Raw genomic sequence first — 21,423 nt, 5'->3', positions numbered from 1 at the left:
AATCGCGGGGTAAGCCTGCTCCTACAGTCATCTTTGTGGGAGCGGGCTTGTCCCGCGATAGCGGCGGCGCTTAGTTGCGCCGTTCGACGATGTAACGTGCCAACTCGCACAACGGCTCAGCCGCTGCGTCGAAAGGCCGCAGGGCCTTCAGGGCCTGATCGCGCAATTCCAGGGCATAAGCCTTGGCGGCTTCCAGCCCGAGCAGGGCCGGGTAGGTCGGTTTGTCCCGGGCGATATCGGCGCCCTGGCGTTTGCCCAGGGTTTCGGTGTCGCTTTCGACGTCGAGAATATCGTCCTGCACCTGAAAGGCCAGGCCGATGGCCCGGGCGTAAGTCTGCAGGGCGTTGAGCTGCGTCTGGTTGGCGCGGGCACTGGCGAGGGCGCCGAGCCGCACGCTGGCCTCGATCAGTGCGCCGGTCTTGTGCCGGTGCATGAACTCAAGGGCGGTCTGATCAAGCTTGAGGCCCACCGAACCCAGGTCGATGGCCTGGCCTCCGACCATGCCGGCCGGACCTGCCGCCAGCGCCAGGGTCTGGACCATGGCCAGGCGAATGCTGTCAGCCTGCGGGCTCAGCTGCGGATCGAGCAGGGCGTTGAACGCCAGGCTCTGCAAACCGTCACCGGCGAGGATCGCGCAGGCTTCATCAAAGGCTTTGTGGGTGGTCGGCTGACCACGGCGCAGGTCGTCATCGTCCATGGCCGGCAGGTCGTCGTGCACCAGCGAATAGGCATGGATCAGCTCGACGGCGCAAGCGGCGCCATTGGCTTGCTCGGGGGCAACACCGAGGGCTTCGCAGGCGGCATAGGTGAGCAGCGGACGCACGCGCTTGCCGCCGTTCATCACGCTATAGCGCATGGCGGCGTAGAGGCGGGTGAGCTCAACCGAAGGGGCGACGAACAACTGCTCGAGGGCCGCATCGACCCGGGCCTGACAGCTGGCCTGATAGTGGGCAATCATTCTGCCTGTTCCGCGTCGAAAGGTTCGGCCTTCAGTTCGCCGTCGCGCTCCAGCAACACCTGGACCTTCTGCTCGGCCTGGACCAGCGCAGCCTGGCAGTCGCGGGTCAGGCTGATGCCTTGTTCGAACGCGGTCAGCGAGTCTTCCAGCGACAGCTCACCGTTCTCCAGGCGCTCGACCAGGGCTTGCAGGTCGGCGAGGGATTGCTCGAAATCGATGGAGGCTTTTTTTCGGGCCATGGCGGCTGTCTCAGTGGCGGTATAAACGGCGCGACACTAGCAGAGCGGGGCGGGGTGAGCAAATCGATAGGGCGGATCTTTCGTCGCATTCTGTTGCATTAAGACCGACGGCTAGCGCTTGATTTTCCTGCAGGGCTTTCATTGTGGCTGCCTGCAGGTCTCTGCCATAATCGCGACCGCTTTATCTCGCGGATTCGCGCAGGTGCGGCTTCTCCTATCTGACGTCACGTAATGGACTACGTTGTGAGCTTCCTTTCGATCGAGTTCGGCCTCAGTTTCATCCTGTTTTTCGTCATTTACTGGAGCTTGTGCTGGAGCGTTCGCCTTCAGAACGTGCTTCTGCTGGTGGCCAGTTATGCTCTGGTGGCCAGTTTCAGCCTCAACTCCCTGTATGTCCTGCTCGGCTACAGTGCCCTGGTGTACTTGCTCGGCCGACTCGGCGAGCGCTATCCGGGGCGGCGATTCAGTTACCTGCTGGTGTTGCTGCTGGTAGTGAGCTGCTTCTACCTGTTCAAGTATCAGGAGTTCTTTGTCGCGGGCGTGCAGGGCGCGCTGGCCAGTGCCGGTATTGATGTGTCGCTGCCGGTGCTGGAAGTGCTGCTGCCGATTGGCTTGTCGTTTTACACCTTTCATTCGGTCAGCTACCTGGTGTCGATCAATCGGCGCGAGATACCGTCAGCGAGTCTGCCGGACCTGGCCCTGTACCTGGCATTCTTCCCCAGCCTGATCGCCGGTCCGGTCAACCGCGCCGCGCCTATGTTGGCGCAGATCCGTTCGCAGACCCTTCGCCAGGTGCTGGAGCCTCAGCGGGCTTTGGGGCTGATAGCACTGGCGGTGGTGAAGCTGTTCTTTTGTAGCGCCTGGCTGGCCAGCGAATGGGTCGATCCGGTGTTCGAAACACCAGGCAGTTACTCGCCGGAACAGATCCTGCTGAGCGTCTACGGCTACAGCTTTCTGATCTATTTCAATTTCAGCGGCTATACCAACCTGGTGACCGGCATTGCCCTGTTGCTGGGGTTCCGTCTGCCCGATAACTTCAATGCGCCTTATGCCGCGCACAACCTCAAGGAGTTCTGGGGCCGCTGGCACATCAGCCTGTCCCTGTTCATCCGTGACTACGTCTACATTCCGCTGGGCGGCAACCGCCGAGGGGTGTGGCGCGGCAACCTGAACATGCTGCTGGCCATGCTGATTTCCGGTTTGTGGCATGGCGCGAGCCTCAACTTCATTATCTGGGGCGCACTGCACGGTGTCGGCCTGGCCTTGTACAAGGCCTCGACCTACGTCCTGCCGCAACCCATGCGCTGGCCCGGGGCCGGGTTGGCGGCGCGTCTGCTGACCTTCCACTACGTGGCCTTCGCCTGGATCTTTTTCCGCTGCGCGAGCCTCGATGAAGCCTTGGACATGCTCGCCGGGATCGGCGGTTTGAGCCTTGACGGGCTGTTCTCGGCGACCGGCCTGCTGTTACTGGCCAGTGTGCTGTACGTCGCGGTGTATCCACAGCTGCTCGCCCTGCTACGCCAGTTGTTTGCCGCCACAACCCGCTTGCCCTGGCAGTTCTATCCGGTTCCGCTCGGGGTGTTCGTGTCGCTGGTGATCTTTGCTTCGCAGTCGGGCGTGCCGGGGTTCATCTATGCAAGCTTCTAATTCCAGCCAATTGCTGCGCGTGCAACTGGATGCGGCGAAAGCCTTTTACGCTATTGTCCTGGCCACTGTGCTGCTGTTCTGGCTGAACCAGGATTCGATCAGCCTCTACTGCCAGCAGAAGTACCATCAGAGCTGCGAGCTGCCGGTACTTGGGCAAAGCCCGGCCTGGCGTCTGGGTGGCAATCTGACCCAAGCCCTGGGCGCAGCCCGTGACAGCTTTGTCGACAGCCTGGCGCAGAGCCGCACAGCGCTGGCGCAGGTCGACACGGTCGAGCTGCCAGCGCCCATCCCCGTGGTTCCGGTGAATCTGGTTACAACCCATGCTGCGCCACGCGTAGTGGCGAGCAAACCGCTGGCGGTCAAGGTGACTGCCCCAGCGACGGCCGTGGCTGCGGTCAAACCAGCCGCAGCCATTGCCCCGAGCCCGTCGTCGTCAGACACCGTGGTCTCCCTGGCGGCGGGCGACGAAGTATTTCTGGTGGGTGACTCGTTGATGCAAGGCGTCGCCCCGCACCTGGCTAACACCCTTCGCAAGCGCTACCAGATCAAGAGCGTCAACCTCAGCCGGCAAAGCACCGGGCTGGCCTATCCGGGGTTCTTCAACTGGCCGCGAACGGTGGCACAAACCCTGGACAGCTCGCCGAATATTCGCCTGATGGTGATCTTCCTCGGCCCCAACGATCCGTGGGACATGCCCCAGGGCAAGGGCAAGCCGTTCCTGCGCTTCAAGTCGCCGGACTGGGAGAGTGCCTATCGCCAGCGCATCGATGCGATTCTCGAACAAGCCCGCGAACATCAGGTACAGGTGATCTGGGTCGGCCCGCCGAACATGCACAAGCCGCGGCTGTCCAGCGCCATGGCCTACCTCAGTGGCCTGTATCAGGAGCAGGTCGGGCTGCACCAGCAACACTACCTTTCGGTCAATCCGGTGCTGGGTTACAAGAATGACGAATTCTCCTATACCTTGCAGGACAGCCAGGGCAAACGGCTCAAGACCCGGGTTGATGACGGCATTCATTTCACTATCACCGGGCAAAAGCTGATCGCCGAACAGATATTGTCGAAGATCGCTTTCCCGGGCCTCACTGTAACGGGACACTGATGCGTCGACTGCACAACATTCTCGGGCTGGTTCTACTGATCTGTGCGCTACCGGGCTGTAGCCCGGTGGCGGCGGTCAATACCTCGGCCAGGCCGGTGACTGCGCCGGTCAAGCCTGCGGTCAACCAGAGCAATGGCAACCTGGCGGTGCTGGCCGGCAAGTTCAAGAATGCCAACCGTGCGCCGGTTACAGTCGTTCAGTTTGGTGACTCGCATACCGCCGCCGATCTGTTCAGCGGTGAGATGCGCCGCTTGCTGCAAGCGCAGTACGGCGATGGCGGCATCGGCCTGGTTGCCGCCACGCCGGTGCCTGGTACGCGTTATGAACAGGTCATCCTCAAGGTTGCCAAGCGCCAATGGGAACTGGTGTCGGCGCGCAACCAGCAGAGTGCGCAGTTCCCCCTTGGCGGTTATCTGTCTGTGCCCTTGGCGGCAAAGCCCAGTGTGCGTATCGAGGCGCGTGAGCCGAGCACCCAGCGCTATCGGGTTTCAGCCTTGTACCAGGCGCGGGAGAGTACTTCTCTGCTATTGCGTGACCCCCGTGGCCAGAACCGCCGGTTGCTGGCCGCCACGGCAGGGCAATGGCGCTTCGGCCCGGTGGTGAACAATGTCGGCCTGCCGCTCGACCTGACCCTCGACAGTCGCCCTGGCACCGTATTGGGTGGCTGGTACCTTCAGGGGCAGAAGAATGCCGGCGTCATCTACTCGGCCCTGGGCATCAACGGCGCGCGGCTCGAGGTGCAAGACAAATGGCAACCCGGCTGGCAGGACACTCTCAAGTCGCTGCGCCCGGACCTGGTGATCCTTGCCTACGGCACCAACGAAGCGTTCGACGATACCCTCGACCTCAACCTGTACCAAACCCAGCTCCAGCAGACGCTGGAGCGCCTGCGCCGCGACCTGCCGCGGGCCGTGGTATTGATCGTCGGTCCGCCAGACTCGATCAAGCAGCGCAAGGCGCGTAGCTGTGCGGCGCGTCAGCCGCAGCAACTGGCTGCGGTCATCCGTATCCAGCGTCAGGCCGCCCGGCAAGCCAATGCGCTGTTCTGGGACTGGCAGGCATTCATGGGCGGACAATGCTCGATTACTGCCTGGCAGGCGCAAGGCTTGGCACGCGGCGACCTGGTGCACCTGACTGCTGACGGCTACCGCAAGAGCGCGGCCGCGCTGTATGACTATCTGCGCACGCAGCTGAAGTTGAAATAAGGGCGGGAAAAGGAGAGGCGGGGACAACTCAGGGTTGGCTTGCGGCGCCCCATGGAGTTGTCTCCCGGCCCTCGAAAAGAGGCCAATCCAGATGCCCGGTGGCATCTGCTCAGCATGTGCCGACTAGCGTCCTGCCAGTCGCGATTCGGTCCTCTTGATACACCTTAGTCGCTGTCTGGTGTACTGTAAATTTTCCTGAACGCATTGTGTTTCTGGTTGTTAATACACGTGTGTCAATCCAGAGGTGTGACATGAACCTGCTTGAAGTGGCCGGTGGCAAACCGATCAAACTCTGGACCCAGGGCGTGCCGGTGGAAGACGAAGCCCGTCAGCAATTGATCAACACGGCGAAAATGCCGTTCATCTTCAAGCATCTGGCGGTAATGCCGGATGTGCATCTGGGCAAAGGCTCGACCATCGGCAGTGTGATCCCTACCGTGGGCGCGATTATCCCGGCGGCGGTCGGCGTAGATATCGGCTGCGGCATGATCGCCGCCTGTACCTCGCTGGTTGCCGCAGATCTGCCCGACAACTTGCACCGGCTACGCAGCGCCATCGAGCAGGCCGTGCCCCATGGTAAAACCTTCGGTCGTCACGACCAGGGCGCTTGGGACAAGGTCCCGGCTCAGGCCGATCATGCCTGGAAGGACCTGGCGGGGCGGTTCAGAACAATCACCGGCCAATACCCGCAACTGGAAAAGACCAACAACCGCCAGCACCTGGGCACCCTCGGCGGCGGCAACCATTTCATCGAAGTCTGTCTGGATGAAAGCGACCGCGTCTGGTTCATGCTGCACAGCGGTTCGCGCGGGGTCGGTAATGCCATTGGCAACCTGTTCATCGAACTGGCCCAGGCCGACATGCGCCAGCACATCGCCAACCTGCCGGACAAGGATCTGGCCTATTTCAAAGAAGGCAGCCGCCACTTTAATGACTATGTCGAAGCGGTCGAATGGGCCCAGGATTTTGCCCGGCAGAACCGTGCCTTGATGATGCACGCGGTGATCGCTGCGGCCCGCCAGGTGCTCGGAAAATCCTTCGAAGCCAACCTGGAGGCGGTCAACTGCCACCACAACTACGTACAGCGCGAACACCACTTCGGTCAGGACATCCTGGTGACCCGCAAGGGCGCGGTATCGGCGCAGAAAGGCCAGCTGGGTATCATCCCCGGTTCCATGGGCGCGAAGAGTTTCATCGTCCGTGGCCTGGGTAATGAAGAGTCGTTCTGCTCCTGCAGCCACGGCGCCGGGCGGACCATGAGCCGCACCCGGGCGAAAAAGCAGTTCACCCTGGAAGATCAGGTGCGCGCCACCGCGCATGTGGAATGTCGCAAAGACAAGGACGTGATCGATGAGATTCCCATGGCCTACAAGGACATTGATGCGGTGATGCAAGCGCAGCGGGAGTTGGTGGAAGTGGTGCATACCTTGCGGCAGGTGGTGTGTGTGAAGGGCTAGGGGTATAACCCCGATACCGGCGAGCAAACCAAGCCCGCAAAGGCTTCAGGCATTAAAAAGCCGGCTTGTGGCCGGCTTCCAGGGGACGGTCTTGGCTAATTTATGGTAAGCCGCAACCGCCTTAAAATCGTTGCTCCGGCGCTGGGGCCGGGAGGTGGCGGACAGGCAGTGTGTGCCGCGCCAGGCCCGCAGGCGTGCTAAGCAGCCGGGGCGAAATGTGCGGCGTAGCATACTGGCTATCGCGGCAGATGCCCAGCAAAAAATCACCCGCAGCCGCTCAATCCGGGCGGCTGTCGCGCAAATGCCCCCACCAGAACACCCAACCCAGCACGCTCAGTTTCTGGCTTTTGAGCTGCGCCGGGCTGTAGGTTTCGGTGGGGTGTTCGTCGCTGTCGTGGCTGTGCAGGCGCAAGGTGCCATTGGCGCGCTGGCTGAGGCTGTGGATGCGCAAGCGGCCGTTATGCAGCAAGGCATAGATCTCGCCTTCGACGATGTGTTTCAGGCCACAGTCGATGGCCAGGGTGGTGCCGCGTGGCAGCAACGGGCTCATGTTGCTCGCCGGCATGCTCACGCACAGGGCCACGTCCGGATCGATACCGAGGGTATCGAGGGCGCGGATGGGCAGGCGCAGATAACGGTTGGGGATGGGTCTGAACTGTCTGGATTGCATGCTGTAGAAAGGCAGCTGGATGTCATCCGCAGTGTTGGCGGCGAGCAGGCTTGGGTCTGTCGGCTCTGTACCCGGTTTGCGCAATGCAGCGTTCAGGCGTGGCAAGGGGGCGGGGTGCTTGGGGCCTTCGCCGGTGCGCAGCCATTTGCTGCGCACACACAGCAACTCGGCGATTTCGTCGAGTCGGGCCAGGGGCACACCGCGTTTGAACCAGTTGTTGACGTGCTGCGGCGTGACCTTGCGCTGGACGGCAAAGTCGGAAGGCGAGAGGCCGCATTCGTGCAGCAGGGTTTTGAGACGATCACCGGACGTATTCATGAGGCCCGAGTCTAGAGGGCCTGCACAGCCTGGGCTATAAACGCGAGGTTCATTTTTGGGGTAGGAAAAAGCCCGGCTTTACAGGCATTGCCTAGGATGGCGTAGGAGATTTCCCGGCAAAAAATTTCAACCCGGATGGCGTTCGGAACTATCCTACGCACGCTGCCGCCTTTTCACTGTTGCTGGAAAGATGCATCAGGGCTAATTTCCTCGGGTCGCCGTTATTGGCGGCCGGGCGTGAGAACCTGATGACACCTGAGCGGCCATGTTATGGCAGCTGTGCGCGGGCAGACTTCGGTCTGGCCGAGTTTCTAGTGTCCTCGGTTTCTCACCCCGTGCACAGCTGCCACCCTAATCTCGTGAGAAGGATTTTGGTGGACTTTCAAGTCGACGCTAGAGGTCAACCATGAAAAAAATAGTCCCTGACCCACCGCTTTCTCAAAACCCCAATCCCCTCGTAACGACCCCTTACTTCTCCATCCACTGCGACCTGATCCCCCCTGACTCCCTGGCCTTCGCCAGCGAACTGCTACGCGGCATCCACGAAACCACCGACGAATTCTGCCGCGCCCACGCCAATGAACCCGGCCAGGGCATGCTGGTGAATGTGCTGCATTCGGCCGAGATGGCCAGGGCGCTGGTCGAGCATGCGCTGAGCAAGCTGCAAGCCATGGACAGGGGAGTTATGCCATGAGCAAGGATTCGCGAGTCGAGACCGGCGAGACAGCCGGTGTGGTGAATTTCATCCGCAGCGAGCAATCGCCCATGGGGCTGTTTCGCATTACCGCGGGTGTGCCGTGTGACTACGCGCTGGAGCAGGCTTCAACCGTGCTGGGCTGTGTGCACAAGCTGATCCAGGCGGGGCTGTTGGATGAAGACGGCGAGATGATGTGGGCCGCTTATTTTCTGAGCGAATTCGCCAAGGCGATTATTGATGATGTGGGCTTGGGGATAAGAAAGACCTGATCCGGCTGAACAACAAAAAGCCCCGCATCAGCGGGGCTCTTTGTTAAGCGTTGCTTAGCCTTTGTAGGCAGCAACCGACTTGGTGATCGCGGCGCGAGCGGCGTCAGCGCCATCCCAGCCTTCGATCTTGACCCACTTGCCCTTCTCCAGGTCCTTGTAGTTGGCGAAGAAGTGCTCGATCTGCTGGATCAGCAGGGCTGGCAGGTCGGTGTATTCTTTGACGTCGACGTACAGCTGCGACAGTTTGTCGTGCGGTACGGCAACGACTTTGGCATCGCCGCCGCCGTCGTCGGTCATGTTCAGGATGCCAACCGGACGGGCGCGGATAACCGAGCCTGGGGCAACCGGGTACGGGGTAACAACCAGCACGTCCAGCGGATCACCGTCGTCAGCCAGGGTGTTAGGGATGTAACCGTAGTTGGCCGGGTAGAACATCGGGGTGGCCATGAAACGGTCAACGAACAGGCAATCGCTGTCCTTGTCGATCTCGTATTTGATCGGGGCGTGGTTGGCTGGAATCTCGATGGCGACGTAGATGTCGTTCGGCAGGTCTTTGCCAGCCGGAATCTTGCTGTAGCTCATTGGGCAGTGCCCCCATGTTTGGCCAAAAATTGGTCGCGATTATAGGCACATTCCGCAGTGCTTGCCACGTCCGCCCTGATGTCCGGCAGTGTCAGTCCTGCGTCTGCCGGTAATGCGGGTGGATGTCCTGCAAATGCTGCAGACGTGCCAGCGGATCCTGGCGGTAAAAGCCGCGCAGCTGCTGGTACACCGCCGGGTAGGCGTCGTTGAGCAGGTCGGGGGCGCTGAAGAAATATTCGCTGGTGACGGCGAAGAACTCTGCCGGGTTTTCCGCCGCGTAAGGATCGATGGCAGTCTCGGCGTCCGGGTCGCGGTCGAGCTGGCGGTTGAGGTCATCAAAGGCCTCTTGCATGGCCGTGGCCCAATCGCTGACACGCATGTCGTTGTGCAGCGGCGGCAGGCCGTTGGCGTCGCCGTTGAGCATGTCGAGCTTGTGCGCCAGTTCATGGATGACCAGGTTGTAGCCCTCCCAGCCGCCGCTGGCCAGCACGCCAGGCCAGGCGAGGATCACCGGGCCTTGTTGCCAGGCTTCGCCACTGTGTTCGCCATCCCATTCATGCTCCACGCCGCTGGCGTCGCGGTGGCGCTGGGGGCTGAGGAAGTCGTCAGGATACAGCACGATCTCGTGGAAGCCCTGGTACCAGTTCAGCTCGCCCAGGTGCAGCAACGGCAGTTGGGCCTGGGCGGCGAGAAACAGTCGTTGCTCGCCATCCAGTTCAACGCCGGGCAGGGCGCTCAGGTGCTTGTCGTGCAGAAACAGCACACAGGCTTCACGCAGCCAGTGGTCTTCGTCGGCGCTCAGGCCGTCGAGCATAGGCAGGCGCTCGCGAACCCGCTGCCAGCGCTGCGGGTCGATGGGGTGGCGGGCCAGGGTACGGCGACGGCGCCAGGCGCTCAGTGACCACATGGCCAGGGCTTACTGGACCTTGGCGGTGCGGTGCATACGGCTGCGCACGACGCCAACGATCATCGGCACCAGCGACAGCAGGATGATCGCGAGGATCATCAGCGACAGGTTCTGTTTGATGAACGGTACGTTGCCGAAGAAGTAACCGAGGGTCACCAGGCCGCCGACCCAAAGCACGGTGCCGGCGACGCTGAAGGCGAGGAAGCGTGGGTACTGCATTTTTGCGATGCCGGCGACGAACGGTGCAAAGGTGCGCAGGATTGGCAGGAAGCGCGCGAGAGTGACGGTTTTACCGCCGTGGCGTTCGTAGAAGTCGTGGGTCTGCTGCAGGTAGTCGCGACGGAAGATCTTCGAGTTGGGGTTGCGGAACAGCCGTTCACCGGCCGTTCGACCGATCACATAGTTGGTGCTGTCGCCGAGAATGGCCGCCGCCATCAGCAAGCCGCCGAGCAGCACCGGGTCCATGCCGCCGCCCGCAGCAACCGCACCGGCAATGAACAGCAGGGAGTCACCCGGCAGGAACGGCATGACCACCAGACCGGTCTCGCAAAAGATCACCAGAAACAGGATCGCGTAGATCCATGGGCCATAGTTGTTGACCAGCAAATCGAGGTAGGTGTCGAGATGCAGAATGAGGTCCAGCGGGTTGAAATCCATGTACAGCACCTGTGTTCTTTGACCCGGTCGGGAGGGCATGCGATGACTGGCAATGCGAATGCGATCAGCCGCTACCCGGGTGATGGGTAAAGTTTCACACATTTTGAGGAGGCGCATTATACGGCGGCGACAAGATTGTGCCTGCGCAGTTTGTAGCGGCGGATTTCCAGCGAGGTGCAAGGCAGGCACCAGGCCTGCCTTTGCGGCAAATCAATCGGAGTTGATCGGCAGGATGTAGCTTTTGAACTCGTTGTCTTCACGAAAACCCATGGACTCGTAGGTCTTCATCGCCACTTCATTGTTGTTGCTGGTGGAGACCCGCAGGCGTACGGCGTTGGTCTCTTTGGCCATTTTCTTGGCTTCGCGCATCAGATGGTCGGCGACCAGCATGCGTCGGGAATCTTCGGCGACATAGATGTCGTTGAGGATCCACACGCGCTTGAGCGATAGCGACGAGAAGCTCGGGTAGAGCTGGCAGAAGCCCATCAGCTTGTTGTCGTCATCGTCCGCCAGGGCCAGGTAAATGATCGATTCACCGCGCTCCAGGCGTTTTTCCAGAAACGAGCGGGAAGAGTCCGGGTACGGCAACTGGCCATAGAACTCGCGGTATTTGACGAACAGCGGGGCGAGCAGGTCCAGATGTTCCAGGGTTGCTTTAATGATCCGCATAAGCAGGCCTCAGGGTCCATGGGAGTGTGCGGCAAATCGCCGGCCGCCTTGGCAGATGCTGCCTGAAGCGAATTAGAAAGTGCAATCTACGAAACGTTTGCACTTCAAGGTTTGCTTAACAGGAAGTTTCCTTTGTTTGGTGTGTTGGTGTCTGCCTCCAGTGTATGCACTTGCGCCTCATCCTTGAGGTTGACCCCGGACAGCTGCCGTCGGCACGCCTCGCGCATCAGGTACAGCAGGCGATGGGCGGCCATGCCATAGCTGAGGCCTTCCAGGCGCACATTGGAGATGCAGTTGCGGTAGGCGTCGGTCAGGCCGACTTTGGGGTTGTAGGTGAAATACAGGCCTAGGCTGTCAGGGGAACTCAGGCCCGGGCGCTCGCCGATCAGGATCACGGTCATTTTCGCCCCGAGCAGTTCGCCCACTTCGTCGGCCACTGCCACGCGGCCCTGTTCCACCAGAATCACCGGTGAGGTTGACCAGCCTTCGGCGGCAGACTGTTCTTCGAAACGGCTCAAAAACGGCAGGGTATGACGGTGCACCGCCAGGGCCGAGAGGCCGTCGGCGACAACGATGGCCAGGTCCACGCCGCCGGGGTTGGCCTGGGCATGCGCGCGCAGCTGTTGCGCCGAGTCCGGGTGCAGGCGTCGGCCCAGATCAGGACGTTGCAGATAGCTGTCGCGGTCGGCAGCGGCGCTGTGCAGCAGCAGGCTGTCGTGCTGGCGTTCACGCAACTGGCTGCGCAGCCCCTGATGATCAAAGGCCAGGTGCACGGCGTCGCGGGCCTGGGCATGGGCGAACTGGAAGTCCAGCTGGGCACTGGTTGGCAGGCTGGTGCCGGTGCGGCCCAGGGCAATGCGCGCCGGGGTCAGGCGGCGCAGCTCCAGCCAGGGATTGGCGCTGTTGTCGTGCTGTGGGGTGTTGTCCATGGTCACCTCGCTTATCCCAGTTGTGCCAGGGCCTGGCGAAAGGCCGGGGGCAGGTTGTCACCGAAACGCACCCGGCCATCGGCCTGGGTGAAGATGCCCATGCGCGCCAGCCAGGCTTCGAACTCTGGTGCCGGTTTCAGGCCCAGGGTCTGGCGGGCATACAGCGCATCGTGGAACGAGGTGGTCTGGTAGTTGAGCATGATGTCGTCGGAGCCGGGGATGCCCATGATGAAGTTGATCCCGGCTACACCGAGCAGGGTCAGGAGCATGTCCATGTCGTCCTGGTCGGCTTCGGCATGGTTGGTGTAGCAAATGTCACAGCCCATGGGTACGCCGAGCAACTTGCCGCAGAAGTGGTCTTCAAGCCCGGCGCGGATGATCTGCTTGCCGTTGTACAAATACTCCGGGCCGATGAAGCCGACCACGGTGTTGACCAGAAACGGCTTGAAGTGGCGGGCCACGGCATAGGCGCGGGTTTCGCAGGTCTGCTGGTCGAGGCCATGGTGGGCGTTGGCCGACAGTGCGCTGCCCTGACCGGTTTCGAAGTACATCAGGTTCTGCCCGAGGGTGCCGCGATTGAGGCTCAGGCCCGCTTCGTAGCCTTCTTTGAGGACATTGAGGTTGATGCCGAAGCTGGCGTTGGCCGCCTCGGTGCCGGCGATCGACTGGAACACCAGGTCCAGCGGCACGCCGCGGTTGATCGCTTCGATCGAGGTGGTTACGTGGGTCAGCACGCAGGCCTGGGTGGGGATGTTGTAGCGCTGGATGATGGCGTCGAGCATTTCCAGCAGGGCGCAGATCGAGGCGATGCTGTCGGTGGCCGGGTTGATGCCGATCATGGCGTCACCGTTGCCGTAGAGCAGGCCGTCGAGAATGCTCGCGGCGATCCCGGCCGGTTCGTCGGTCGGGTGGTTGGGTTGCAGGCGGGTCGACAGCCGTCCGCGCAGGCCCATGGTGCCGCGAAAGCGAGTTACTACACGGATCTTTTGCGCCACCAGTACCAGGTCCTGCACGCGCATGATCTTTGACACGGCAGCGGCCATTTCCGGGGTCAGCCCCGGTGCCAGGGCGCGCAGGCTGGCCTCATCGGCCTGATCGCTGAGCAGCCAGTCGCGCAGGCCGCCGACGGTCAGGTGGCTGACCGGGGCAAAGGCGTTGGTATCGTGGGTGTCGATGATCAGGCGGGTGACTTCGTCTTCTTCGTAGGGGATCAGTGCTTCGTTGAGAAAGTGCTTGAGCGGGATATCGGCCAAGGCCATCTGTGCGGCAACCCGTTCGCCGTCGTTGCTGGCCGCAACGCCGGCGAGAAAGTCACCCGAGCGCGCCGGGCTGGCCTTGGCCATCACTTCTTTGAGGCTGTCGAAGCGGTAGGTCTGCTGACCTGCCGTGTGTACAAAACTTGCCATACAGAATCTCCAGAACGCCGCAGGCTTTACCTGCGGCGCAGATAGCGTTGATCAGTGCAGGGCCTGTTCGGCCTTCTGGATCGCGGCGAATTCCTCTTCCGGTGTCCCGGCTACCAGGTGGTGCCGGCTGTAGAACGCAAAGTAGGCAATCAGTACGCCATAGATGATCGCAGCGCCAATCACCACCCGTGGGTCAACCAGGAAGCCGGCGACCACAGCGATGCACGCCAGCACCAGGGCCACGCCCGAAGTGAAGATGCCGCCCGGCGTGCGGTATGGGCGCTCCATTTTAGGGCGTTTGATGCGCAGGGTAATGTGCGCGGCCATCATCAATACATAAGACAGCGTAGCGCCGAACACCGCAACCAGGATCAGCAGGTCGCCCTGGCCAGTCAGCGACAGGGCGAAACCGATGACGCCTGGGATCACCAGGGCCAGGACGGGGGCCTTGCTCTTGTTGGTTTCCGAGAGCTTGCGCGGCAGGTAGCCAGCACGGGACAAAGCGAAGATCTGCCGGGAGTAGGCGTAGATGATCGAGAAGAAGCTGGCGATCAAACCGGCCAAGCCCACCAGGTTGACGAAACCGCCCATCCAGGTCGAGCCGCCGTAGGCTTTGGCCAGCGCTTCGACCAGCGGGTTGCCCGAGCTTTTCAGCGCTTCGGCACCGGCGCCGCCAGGGCCGACCACCAGGATCAGCAAGGCGAAGGCGAGCAGCACCAACATGGCGCCGATCAGACCGCGAGGCAGGTCACGCTTGGGATTCTTGGTTTCTTCAGCGGCCAGCGGCACGCCTTCGACGGCGAGGAAGAACCAGATCGCGTAGGGGATCGCCGCCCACACGCCGACATAGCCGAACGGCAGGAAGCTACTGGCGCCAACGGCATCGGTCTGGGCGATGTCGAACAGGTTGTTGACATCAAAATGCGGCACCATGGCCACCAGGAACACGCCAAGGGCAATGGCCGCCACGGCGGTGATGATGAACATCAACTTTAGCGCCTCACCCACCCCGAAGATGTGGATACCGATAAAGATGATGTAGAAGGCCAGGTAGATCATCCAGCCGCCGATACCGAACAGCGACTGACAATAGGCGCCGATGAACACGGCAATCGCTGCCGGGGCGATGGCGTATTCGATCAGGATTGCGGTGCCGGTGAGGAATCCGCCCCAGGGGCCGAATGCGCTGCGGGCAAAGCCGTAGCCGCCACCGGCGGTGGGGATCATCGAGGACAACTCGGCCAGGGAGAAACACATGCACAGGTACATGGTTGCCATCAGCAAGGTAGCGAGGAACATCCCACCCCAACCGCCCTGGGCCAGGCCGAAGTTCCAGCCGGCGTAGTCGCCGGAAATCACATAGGCAACGCCGAGGCCGACCAGCAGTACCCAGCCTGCCGCGCCCTTTTTCAGTTCACGTTGTTGGAAGTAATCGTTGCCGACTTTTTCGAAGTCAACAGAAGAGCCTGCCGGCACGCTGCCGGAGTGATCGCTTGGCATAGGGTTCACCTGTTTTTTTTTATCGTCACCGGCACGTGCCGGTTCCTGTGGTGATGGTCTTGCAGGAAGCGAGCCAGAGCGGTCCCGTGCGGGGACCGCTCTGTTTGCGGGTTAGAAGAAGCCCAGCGGATTGATGTCGTAGCTGACCAGCAGGTTTTTGGTTTGCTGGTAGTGGTCGAGCATCATTTTGTGGGTTTCACGGCCGACGCCGGACTTTTTGTAGCCACCGAACGCGGCATGAGCCGGGTACAGGTGGTAGCAGTTGGTCCATACGCGGCCCGCCTTGATGCCGCGGCCCATACGGTAGGCGCGGTTGATGTCGCGGGTCCAGACGCCTGCACCAAGACCGAACTCGGTGTCGTTGGCGATGGCCAGCGCCTCGGCTTCGTCCTTGAAGGTGGTGACGCTCACCACCGGGCCGAAGATTTCTTCCTGGAACACGCGCATCTGGTTGGTGCCTTTGAGCAGGGTCGGCTGGATGTAGTAACCGGTCGACAGGCTGCCTTCGAGTTTTTCCACCTTGCCGCCGGTGAGCAGTTCGGCGCCTTCCTTCTCGGCGATTTCCAGGTACGAGAGGATCTTGTCGAACTGCTGCTCGGACGCTTGGGCGCCGACCATGGTGTCGGTATCCAGCGGGTCGCCGCGCTTGATCTGTTTGATCTTCTTCATCACCTCTTGCATGAATGCCGGGTAGATCGACTCTTGCACCAGCGCCCGCGATGGGCAGGTGCACACTTCGCCCTGGTTGAAGAACGCCAGTACCAGGCCCTCGGCGGCTTTTTCGATGAAGGCAGGCTCGGCCTGCATGATGTCTTCAAAGAAGATGTTCGGCGATTTGCCGCCCAGTTCCACGGTCGACGGGATGATGTTCTCGGCGGCACACTTCATGATGTGCGAGCCCACCGGGGTGGAGCCGGTGAAGGCGATCTTGGCAATGCGCTTGCTGGTGGCCAGGGCTTCACCGGCTTCGCGGCCATAGCCTTGCACCACGTTGAGTACGCCCGGGGGCAGCAGGTCGCCGATGATTTCCAGCAGCACGGTGATGCCCAGCGGGGTCTGTTCGGCCGGCTTGAGTACCACGCAGTTGCCGGCTGCCAGGGCTGGCGCCAGTTTCCAGGCGGCCATCAGGATCGGGAAGTTCCACGGGATGATCTGCCCGACCACGCCCAGTGGTTCATGCAGGTGGTAGGCCACGGTGTTGCCGTCGATTTCTGCCGCGCCGCCTTCCTGGGCGCGCAGGCAGCCGGCGAAGTAACGGAAGTGGTCGGCGGCGAGCGGGATGTCGGCGTTAAGGGTCTCGCGAATGGCTTTGCCGTTGTCCCAGGTCTCGGTGATGGCCAGCAGTTCGAGGTTCTGTTCGATGCGGTCGGCGATTTTCAGCAGGACCAGCGAGCGCGCTTGCGCCGAGGTCGTGCCCCAGGCGTCTGCAGCAGCATGGGCGGCGTCCAGGGCCTTTTCAACGTCTTCGGCGCTGGAGCGCGGGAATTCGGCAATCAGTTGGCCGTTCACCGGTGAGGTGTTTTCGAAGTACTGCCCCTTGACTGGAGCTACGAACTCGCCACCGATGTAGTTGCCATAACGGCTCTTGAAGGAAACCTTGGCGCCTTCGGTACCGGGATGTGCGTAACGCATGGTGTGTCTCCTGGCTATTGTGTTTGTTGGGGAGGATATCCAAAGCATAGAGCAAGGCCTGGGCCAGTGTTTTCAGGCCTAGTAAAATCAAGGGCTTGCGAGGTTTTGACGGGCGGCGGAAGGTGGCGATGTAGCAGCGTCGGTACAGCGTGGGTGACACTTTGTACCGCTAATGGCACAGGCTGTGACCCAGCGGTCAAGCCAACATTGCAATGCGCGGGCGGGTGGAGGATGCTGGGCCAATCTCGTCTGCGGAGAACAATAAAAAGTGCAGAACAATCACCTCAGCCGGCACGCCCGGCAAGTGCTCACGGTGACCCAGGGTAAGGCACAGCTGCACGGGCCAGGCAGCGATCCGTCGATTGCCCGCTCATGGTTGCGCTGCCTTGAGGACTACCACCTGGACCCGGCGCAGAGCATGGCGCCGACCGTGCTTGAGCATGGCCGCGTGCTCGAGAGCCGCGAGCGCCTGCAGCAGGTGCTGCAGATTGCCGGCAATGAGATGAACAGCCTGCACCAGCAGTTGTCCGGAGCGGGGCATGCGGTGTTGTTGACCGATGCCCGTGGGGTGATCCTCAATTGCGTCACCGCGGCCACCGAGCGGCGGGGGTTCGAGCGTGCCGGGCTGTGGCTGGGCGCCGACTGGAGCGAGGCCCGCGAGGGCACCAACGGCATCGGTACATGCCTGGTCGAGCGGCAGGCGCTGACCATCCATCAAGATGAACACTTTCGGGGCAGGCACACTGGCCTGACCTGTTCGGCCAGTCCGGTGTTCGATCCGCACGGTGAACTGCTGGCGGTGCTCGATGTGTCTTCGGCGCGCCCGGACGTGTCGCGCCAGAGCCAGTTCCACACCATGGCCCTGGTCAATCTCTCGGCGAAGATGATCGAGAGCTGTTATTTCCTGCGCTACTTCGAGAACCAGTGGCTGCTACGTTTTCATCTGCAAGCCGAATCGGTCGGCCTGTTCAGTGAAGGGTTGCTGGCGTTCGATGGCGACGGGCGGATCTGCGCGGTCAACCAGAGCGCCTTGAACCTGCTCGCTACGGTTCGTGGCGGCGCGTTGGGCAAGTCGGTGGAGATGTTTTTCGACTGTGCCCTGGATGAGTTGTTCAGCCGCGCCACCACGCACGCCAGTGCCAGCTGGCCGCTGCGTACCCGCGATGGCCGCTTGCTGTTCGCCAGTCTGCGGGGCCAGGTGCGCCAGCCGGTGCCACCTTCGTTGCCAACGCCAGTCCCGGGCGCCAAGGTTGAAAAGGCGGGGACGATCTGCCTGCTTGATCCGGCCCTGCAGCATGATTTTCGCCGTGCCGTGCGGGTGTTCGAACGTGATGTTCCGTTGTTGATCAATGGTGAAACCGGCAGTGGCAAGGAGGCCTTTGCCAAGGCTGTGCACCAGGCCAGCCAGCGTCGCGACCGTGCGTTTGTCGCCTTGAACTGCGCCTCGATTCCGGAAAGTCTGATCGAGAGCGAGTTGTTCGGCTATCGCGGTGGCAGTTTTACCGGCGCCCGCAAGGAAGGCATGCGCGGCAAGCTGCAACAGGCCGATGGCGGCACCTTGTTGCTGGATGAAATCGGTGACATGCCCCTGGCCCTGCAGACCCGTCTGTTGCGGGTGCTGGAAGACCGCATGGTGGTGCCGATCGGTGGCGAGCCGCAGGCGGTCAACGTGCGCATCATCAGTGCTACCCACCGTAACCTGCTGGGGCGGGTAGAAGACGGCAGTTTCCGTGAAGACCTTTATTACCGGCTCAATGGTCTGGAGGTCGCGCTGCCGGCATTGCGTGAGCGCAGTGACAAAGCGCAGTTGCTTGATTTCATTCTTGCTGAGGAGGCTGGCGATCAGGCTATCAGTGTCGAGCCTGCCGCGCGAGATGGCCTGCTGGCGTTTGCCTGGCCGGGTAACGTGCGCCAGTTACGCAACGTCTTGCGTACCTTGGTGGCGCTGTGTGATGACGGCTGTATCAAACTGCGCGATCTGCCGCCCATCGTTCGTCAGGGCGCTGTCGCCGCCGCGCCGCTCCCACAGGGTAAAAGTGAATTGCCGTTGGAGGATGCCGAGCGCACAGCATTGCTCAGCAGCCTGGAGCAACACCGTTGGCACATGACCCATGTCGCCGCGCAGCTCGGCGTCAGCCGCAATACCTTGTATCGAAAACTTCGCAAACATGGCATCGCCCGTAGCCTTTGAGCGAAACACAGGATGCGAATTCCCGCGCCCTGGGCTACCCTGCCTCGACGTTTTGCGAGGTCGATAATGCACATTCATATTCTTGGTATTTGCGGCACTTTCATGGGCTCTCTGGCAGTGCTGGCCAAAGAGCTCGGGCATCGGGTCACCGGCTCCGACGCCAATGTCTATCCGCCCATGAGCACTCAGCTGCAAGCCCAGGGCATCGAACTGACCCAGGGTTATGACGCCGCCCAGCTGGACCCGGCACCCGACCTGGTGGTGATCGGCAACGCCCTGTCACGGGGTAACCCGGCCGTTGAGTATGTGCTCAACAAAGGCCTGCCTTACGTATCGGGACCGCAATGGCTGGCTGACCACGTCCTGCAAGGGCGCTGGGTGCTGGCAGTGGCCGGTACCCACGGCAAAACCACCACCAGCAGCATGCTGGCCTGGGTGCTGGAGCATGCGGGCATGAGTCCGGGCTTCCTGATCGGTGGCGTGCCGCAGAACTTCTCGGTGTCGGCACGTCTGGGCGGCACGCCGTTCTTCGTGGTCGAGGCCGATGAATACGACAGCGCCTTCTTCGACAAACGCTCGAAGTTTGTGCACTACCGTCCCCGCACCGCGATCCTCAACAACCTTGAGTTCGATCACGCCGATATCTTCCCTGACCTGGCCGCTATCGAGCGGCAGTTCCATCATCTGGTGCGCACTATCCCGAGCGAAGGCCTGGTCATTCATCCAACGACCGAACCGGCTCTGGAGCGGGTGATCAAGATGGGCTGCTGGACACCGGTGCAGACCACTGGCGAAGGCGGACAGTGGCAGGTCAAACTGCTCAGCGCCGACGGCTCGCGCTTTGAAGTCAGTTTCGAAGGCGAAACCCAGGGCGTGGTCGAGTGGGAGCTGAGCGGTCAGCACAACGTCGCCAACGCGTTGGCGACCCTGGCCGCTGCTCGCCATGTTGGCGTGGTGCCAGCGATGGGTATTGCTGCGCTGAGTGCTTTCAAAAGCGTTAAACGGCGTATGGAAAAAGTCGCTGAAGTGCAGGGCGTGACGATCTATGACGACTTTGCTCATCACCCGACCGCGATTGCCACCACTCTCGACGGCCTGCGCAAGCGCATTGGCGATGCACCGCTGATCGCGGTAATCGAGCCGCGTTCCAACTCGATGAAGCTTGGCGCGCACCGTGATGGCTTGCCAGAAAGCGTCAACGATGCCGATCAGGTCATCTGGTACGCGCCACCTAACCTCGGTTGGGACCTGGCTGCCACCGCCGCCGAGTGTAAGGTCCCTTCTGTCGTCGCTGACAGCCTTGAAGCGATCATCGAACAGGTCAAAAGCCAGGCCACGCCAGGCACCCAGGTGGTGATCATGAGCAACGGCGGCTTTGGCGGGCTGCATGGCAAGCTGGCCGAGGCGCTGAAATGAGCGGGCCGGAACGCATCACTCTGGCAATGACCGGGGCCTCGGGGGCGCAATATGGATTGCGCCTACTTGATTGTCTGGTGCGCGAAGACCGCGAGGTGCATTTCCTGATCTCCAAGGCGGCGCAACTGGTGATGTCGACCGAGACCGATGTGGTGCTTCCGGCCAAACCTCAGGCGATGCAGGCCTTCCTGACCGAGTACACCGGCGCTGCCGCCGGGCAGATTCGCGTGTATGGCAAGGAGGACTGGATGTCACCGGTGGCTTCCGGTTCTGGTGCACCGGCGGCGATGGTGGTGGTGCCGTGCTCCACCGGTACGCTTTCTGCCATTGCCACCGGTGCCTGCAACAACCTGATCGAGCGCGCGGCGGACGTTACCTTGAAGGAGCGTCGCCAGTTGGTCCTGGTGCCGCGTGAGGCGCCATTCTCGACCATTCACCTGGAGAACATGCTCAAGTTGTCGAACATGGGCGCGGTGATCCTGCCGGCAGCGCCGGGGTTCTACCATCAGCCACAGACCATCGACGACCTGATCGACTTTGTCGTGGCGCGGATTCTCAATGTGCTGAATATTCCCCAGGACATGCTGCCGCGTTGGGGTGAACATCACTTCGGCGCTGATGAATGAAGCGACTGCTTGGCGTAGGCCTGTTGGTTTTGCTGCTTAGCGGTTGCGCGACGGTGCGCACGCTGGATGCGGCCAAGCCGGGGGCACCGTTGGTGTATAGCGGTACGCGTCTGGATTTGTATGCGTTACGGGGTGGTTGCTGTGCCATGGACCGTTTTGGCGCCGAGGCTCCGCGCTATCCAGGGCTGGATCTGCCGGGTAGCGCTTTGCTGGATACCTTGTTGTTGCCCTTGTCGGTGTTGACCGCGTTGGGGATAGGGTTTCAGGCGACTGGCGGGTTGTAACGGGTGAACTTATCGCGGGGCAAGTCGCACCGCCGCTCCCACAGGGTTGTCACTCTGCCTGT

21 protein-coding genes are annotated in these 21,423 nt (G+C 61.7%); 10 read left to right on the top strand and 11 right to left on the bottom strand.

What is annotated here, in order from left to right:
* Positions 1-70: 70 nt before the first annotated feature.
* The gene (gene ispA, locus C6382_RS12395; protein WP_107024765.1) at positions 71-958 is read right to left on the bottom strand and encodes a (2E,6E)-farnesyl diphosphate synthase; all 888 of its coding nucleotides are present in this window, start codon (positions 956-958) and stop codon (positions 71-73) included.
* Positions 955-1,197, bottom strand: coding sequence for an exodeoxyribonuclease VII small subunit (locus C6382_RS12390; RefSeq protein WP_107024764.1), 243 nt, complete (start codon positions 1,195-1,197; stop codon positions 955-957). Before C6382_RS12390 ends, ispA begins: the two co-directional genes overlap by 4 nt.
* A 243-nt stretch (positions 1,198-1,440) precedes the next feature.
* On the opposite strand from C6382_RS12390, the gene C6382_RS12385 reads away from it, so the two are divergent.
* From C6382_RS12385 to C6382_RS12370, 4 genes are all read left to right on the top strand, one after another.
* On the top strand, positions 1,441-2,844 hold the full coding sequence (locus tag C6382_RS12385) for an MBOAT family protein (RefSeq protein WP_256589081.1): 1,404 nt from the start codon (positions 1,441-1,443) through the stop codon (positions 2,842-2,844).
* On the top strand, positions 2,831-3,946 hold the full coding sequence (locus C6382_RS12380) for an SGNH family hydrolase (RefSeq protein ID WP_107024762.1): 1,116 nt from the start codon (positions 2,831-2,833) through the stop codon (positions 3,944-3,946). The genes C6382_RS12385 and C6382_RS12380 overlap by 14 nt, the downstream gene beginning before the upstream one ends.
* Positions 3,946-5,151, top strand: a complete 1,206-nt coding sequence (locus C6382_RS12375) for an SGNH/GDSL hydrolase family protein (RefSeq protein ID WP_107024761.1) — start codon at positions 3,946-3,948, stop codon at positions 5,149-5,151. Before C6382_RS12380 ends, C6382_RS12375 begins: the two co-directional genes overlap by 1 nt.
* A 251-nt stretch (positions 5,152-5,402) precedes the next feature.
* The gene (locus C6382_RS12370; RefSeq protein ID WP_107024760.1) at positions 5,403-6,608 is read left to right on the top strand and encodes an RtcB family protein; all 1,206 of its coding nucleotides are present in this window, start codon (positions 5,403-5,405) and stop codon (positions 6,606-6,608) included.
* 277 nt (positions 6,609-6,885) lie between these two features.
* Here C6382_RS12370 and C6382_RS12365 read toward each other — a convergent pair whose 3' ends face one another.
* Positions 6,886-7,596 (bottom strand): XRE family transcriptional regulator, encoded by a 711-nt coding sequence (locus C6382_RS12365; protein ID WP_107024759.1) that lies wholly within the window; start codon positions 7,594-7,596, stop codon positions 6,886-6,888.
* 406 nt (positions 7,597-8,002) lie between these two features.
* Here C6382_RS12365 and C6382_RS12360 point away from each other — a divergent pair, with 406 nt between their 5' ends.
* Together C6382_RS12360 and C6382_RS12355 are read left to right on the top strand one after the other, a co-directional pair.
* Complete coding sequence (locus C6382_RS12360) at positions 8,003-8,290, top strand: hypothetical protein (protein WP_107024758.1); 288 nt, start codon at positions 8,003-8,005, stop codon at positions 8,288-8,290.
* The gene (locus tag C6382_RS12355; RefSeq protein WP_107024757.1) at positions 8,287-8,562 is read left to right on the top strand and encodes a DUF3077 domain-containing protein; all 276 of its coding nucleotides are present in this window, start codon (positions 8,287-8,289) and stop codon (positions 8,560-8,562) included. Before C6382_RS12360 ends, C6382_RS12355 begins: the two co-directional genes overlap by 4 nt.
* A 54-nt stretch (positions 8,563-8,616) precedes the next feature.
* Here C6382_RS12355 and ppa read toward each other — a convergent pair whose 3' ends face one another.
* From ppa to C6382_RS12315, 8 genes are all read right to left on the bottom strand, one after another.
* Entirely contained in the window at positions 8,617-9,144 is a 528-nt protein-coding gene (ppa, locus tag C6382_RS12350) for an inorganic diphosphatase (protein ID WP_107024756.1), read from the bottom strand.
* 91 nt (positions 9,145-9,235) lie between these two features.
* Complete coding sequence (locus C6382_RS12345) at positions 9,236-10,051, bottom strand: zinc-dependent peptidase (RefSeq protein WP_107024755.1); 816 nt, start codon at positions 10,049-10,051, stop codon at positions 9,236-9,238.
* 9 nt (positions 10,052-10,060) lie between these two features.
* Complete coding sequence (locus C6382_RS12340) at positions 10,061-10,708, bottom strand: DedA family protein (RefSeq protein ID WP_107024754.1); 648 nt, start codon at positions 10,706-10,708, stop codon at positions 10,061-10,063.
* A 210-nt stretch (positions 10,709-10,918) separates the two neighbouring features.
* Positions 10,919-11,377 (bottom strand): GNAT family N-acetyltransferase, encoded by a 459-nt coding sequence (locus C6382_RS12335; protein WP_107024753.1) that lies wholly within the window; start codon positions 11,375-11,377, stop codon positions 10,919-10,921.
* Between the two features lie 104 nt (positions 11,378-11,481).
* On the bottom strand, positions 11,482-12,306 hold the full coding sequence (gene eutC / locus C6382_RS12330) for an ethanolamine ammonia-lyase subunit EutC (RefSeq protein ID WP_107024752.1): 825 nt from the start codon (positions 12,304-12,306) through the stop codon (positions 11,482-11,484).
* An 11-nt stretch (positions 12,307-12,317) separates the two neighbouring features.
* Positions 12,318-13,712 (bottom strand): ethanolamine ammonia-lyase subunit EutB, encoded by a 1,395-nt coding sequence (locus C6382_RS12325; RefSeq protein ID WP_107024751.1) that lies wholly within the window; start codon positions 13,710-13,712, stop codon positions 12,318-12,320.
* A 51-nt stretch (positions 13,713-13,763) separates the two neighbouring features.
* A complete protein-coding gene (gene eat / locus C6382_RS12320) occupies positions 13,764-15,212 on the bottom strand; it encodes an ethanolamine permease (RefSeq protein ID WP_107024750.1) in 1,449 nt (482 codons plus the stop codon).
* A 111-nt stretch (positions 15,213-15,323) separates the two neighbouring features.
* Complete coding sequence (locus C6382_RS12315; protein ID WP_107024749.1) at positions 15,324-16,844, bottom strand: aldehyde dehydrogenase family protein; 1,521 nt, start codon at positions 16,842-16,844, stop codon at positions 15,324-15,326.
* 268 nt (positions 16,845-17,112) lie between these two features.
* On the opposite strand from C6382_RS12315, the gene C6382_RS12310 reads away from it, so the two are divergent.
* The 4 genes from C6382_RS12310 to C6382_RS12295 all read left to right on the top strand — a co-directional run bounded on the left by C6382_RS12310 (position 17,113) and on the right by C6382_RS12295 (position 21,361).
* Positions 17,113-19,035, top strand: coding sequence for a sigma-54-dependent Fis family transcriptional regulator (locus C6382_RS12310; RefSeq protein ID WP_107024748.1), 1,923 nt, complete (start codon positions 17,113-17,115; stop codon positions 19,033-19,035).
* Between the two features lie 66 nt (positions 19,036-19,101).
* Entirely contained in the window at positions 19,102-20,451 is a 1,350-nt protein-coding gene (mpl, locus tag C6382_RS12305) for a UDP-N-acetylmuramate:L-alanyl-gamma-D-glutamyl-meso-diaminopimelate ligase (RefSeq protein WP_107024747.1), read from the top strand.
* Positions 20,448-21,077, top strand: coding sequence for a flavin prenyltransferase UbiX (ubiX, locus tag C6382_RS12300; protein ID WP_107024746.1), 630 nt, complete (start codon positions 20,448-20,450; stop codon positions 21,075-21,077). The genes mpl and ubiX overlap by 4 nt, the downstream gene beginning before the upstream one ends.
* Positions 21,074-21,361 (top strand): YceK/YidQ family lipoprotein, encoded by a 288-nt coding sequence (locus tag C6382_RS12295; RefSeq protein WP_107024745.1) that lies wholly within the window; start codon positions 21,074-21,076, stop codon positions 21,359-21,361. Before ubiX ends, C6382_RS12295 begins: the two co-directional genes overlap by 4 nt.
* Positions 21,362-21,423: the final 62 nt, after the last annotated feature.

The organism is Pseudomonas sp. BBP2017 (assembly GCF_003024385.1).
In the GTDB taxonomy this organism is placed as follows: Bacteria; Pseudomonadota; Gammaproteobacteria; order Pseudomonadales; family Pseudomonadaceae; genus Aquipseudomonas.
The sequence above is the reverse complement of the archived record's forward strand: the minus strand, read 5'-3'. Positions and strand labels throughout refer to the sequence as shown.

Coding starts and splice junctions, on each gene's coding strand:
- C6382_RS12380 (WP_107024762.1), top strand. CDS start 2,831: ATGCAAGCTTCTAATTCCAGCCAATTGCTGCGCGTGCAACTGGATGCG.
- ispA (WP_107024765.1), bottom strand. CDS start 958: ATGATTGCCCACTATCAGGCCAGCTGTCAGGCCCGGGTCGATGCGGCC.
- mpl (WP_107024747.1), top strand. CDS start 19,102: ATGCACATTCATATTCTTGGTATTTGCGGCACTTTCATGGGCTCTCTG.
- ppa (WP_107024756.1), bottom strand. CDS start 9,144: ATGAGCTACAGCAAGATTCCGGCTGGCAAAGACCTGCCGAACGACATC.
- C6382_RS12315 (WP_107024749.1), bottom strand. CDS start 16,844: ATGCGTTACGCACATCCCGGTACCGAAGGCGCCAAGGTTTCCTTCAAG.
- C6382_RS12375 (WP_107024761.1), top strand. CDS start 3,946: ATGCGTCGACTGCACAACATTCTCGGGCTGGTTCTACTGATCTGTGCG.
- C6382_RS12345 (WP_107024755.1), bottom strand. CDS start 10,051: ATGTGGTCACTGAGCGCCTGGCGCCGTCGCCGTACCCTGGCCCGCCAC.
- C6382_RS12365 (WP_107024759.1), bottom strand. CDS start 7,596: ATGAATACGTCCGGTGATCGTCTCAAAACCCTGCTGCACGAATGCGGC.
- C6382_RS12390 (WP_107024764.1), bottom strand. CDS start 1,197: ATGGCCCGAAAAAAAGCCTCCATCGATTTCGAGCAATCCCTCGCCGAC.
- eutC (WP_107024752.1), bottom strand. CDS start 12,306: ATGGACAACACCCCACAGCACGACAACAGCGCCAATCCCTGGCTGGAG.
- eat (WP_107024750.1), bottom strand. CDS start 15,212: ATGCCAAGCGATCACTCCGGCAGCGTGCCGGCAGGCTCTTCTGTTGAC.
- C6382_RS12340 (WP_107024754.1), bottom strand. CDS start 10,708: ATGGATTTCAACCCGCTGGACCTCATTCTGCATCTCGACACCTACCTC.
- ubiX (WP_107024746.1), top strand. CDS start 20,448: ATGAGCGGGCCGGAACGCATCACTCTGGCAATGACCGGGGCCTCGGGG.
- C6382_RS12295 (WP_107024745.1), top strand. CDS start 21,074: ATGAAGCGACTGCTTGGCGTAGGCCTGTTGGTTTTGCTGCTTAGCGGT.
- C6382_RS12355 (WP_107024757.1), top strand. CDS start 8,287: ATGAGCAAGGATTCGCGAGTCGAGACCGGCGAGACAGCCGGTGTGGTG.
- C6382_RS12360 (WP_107024758.1), top strand. CDS start 8,003: ATGAAAAAAATAGTCCCTGACCCACCGCTTTCTCAAAACCCCAATCCC.
- C6382_RS12325 (WP_107024751.1), bottom strand. CDS start 13,712: ATGGCAAGTTTTGTACACACGGCAGGTCAGCAGACCTACCGCTTCGAC.
- C6382_RS12370 (WP_107024760.1), top strand. CDS start 5,403: ATGAACCTGCTTGAAGTGGCCGGTGGCAAACCGATCAAACTCTGGACC.
- C6382_RS12335 (WP_107024753.1), bottom strand. CDS start 11,377: ATGCGGATCATTAAAGCAACCCTGGAACATCTGGACCTGCTCGCCCCG.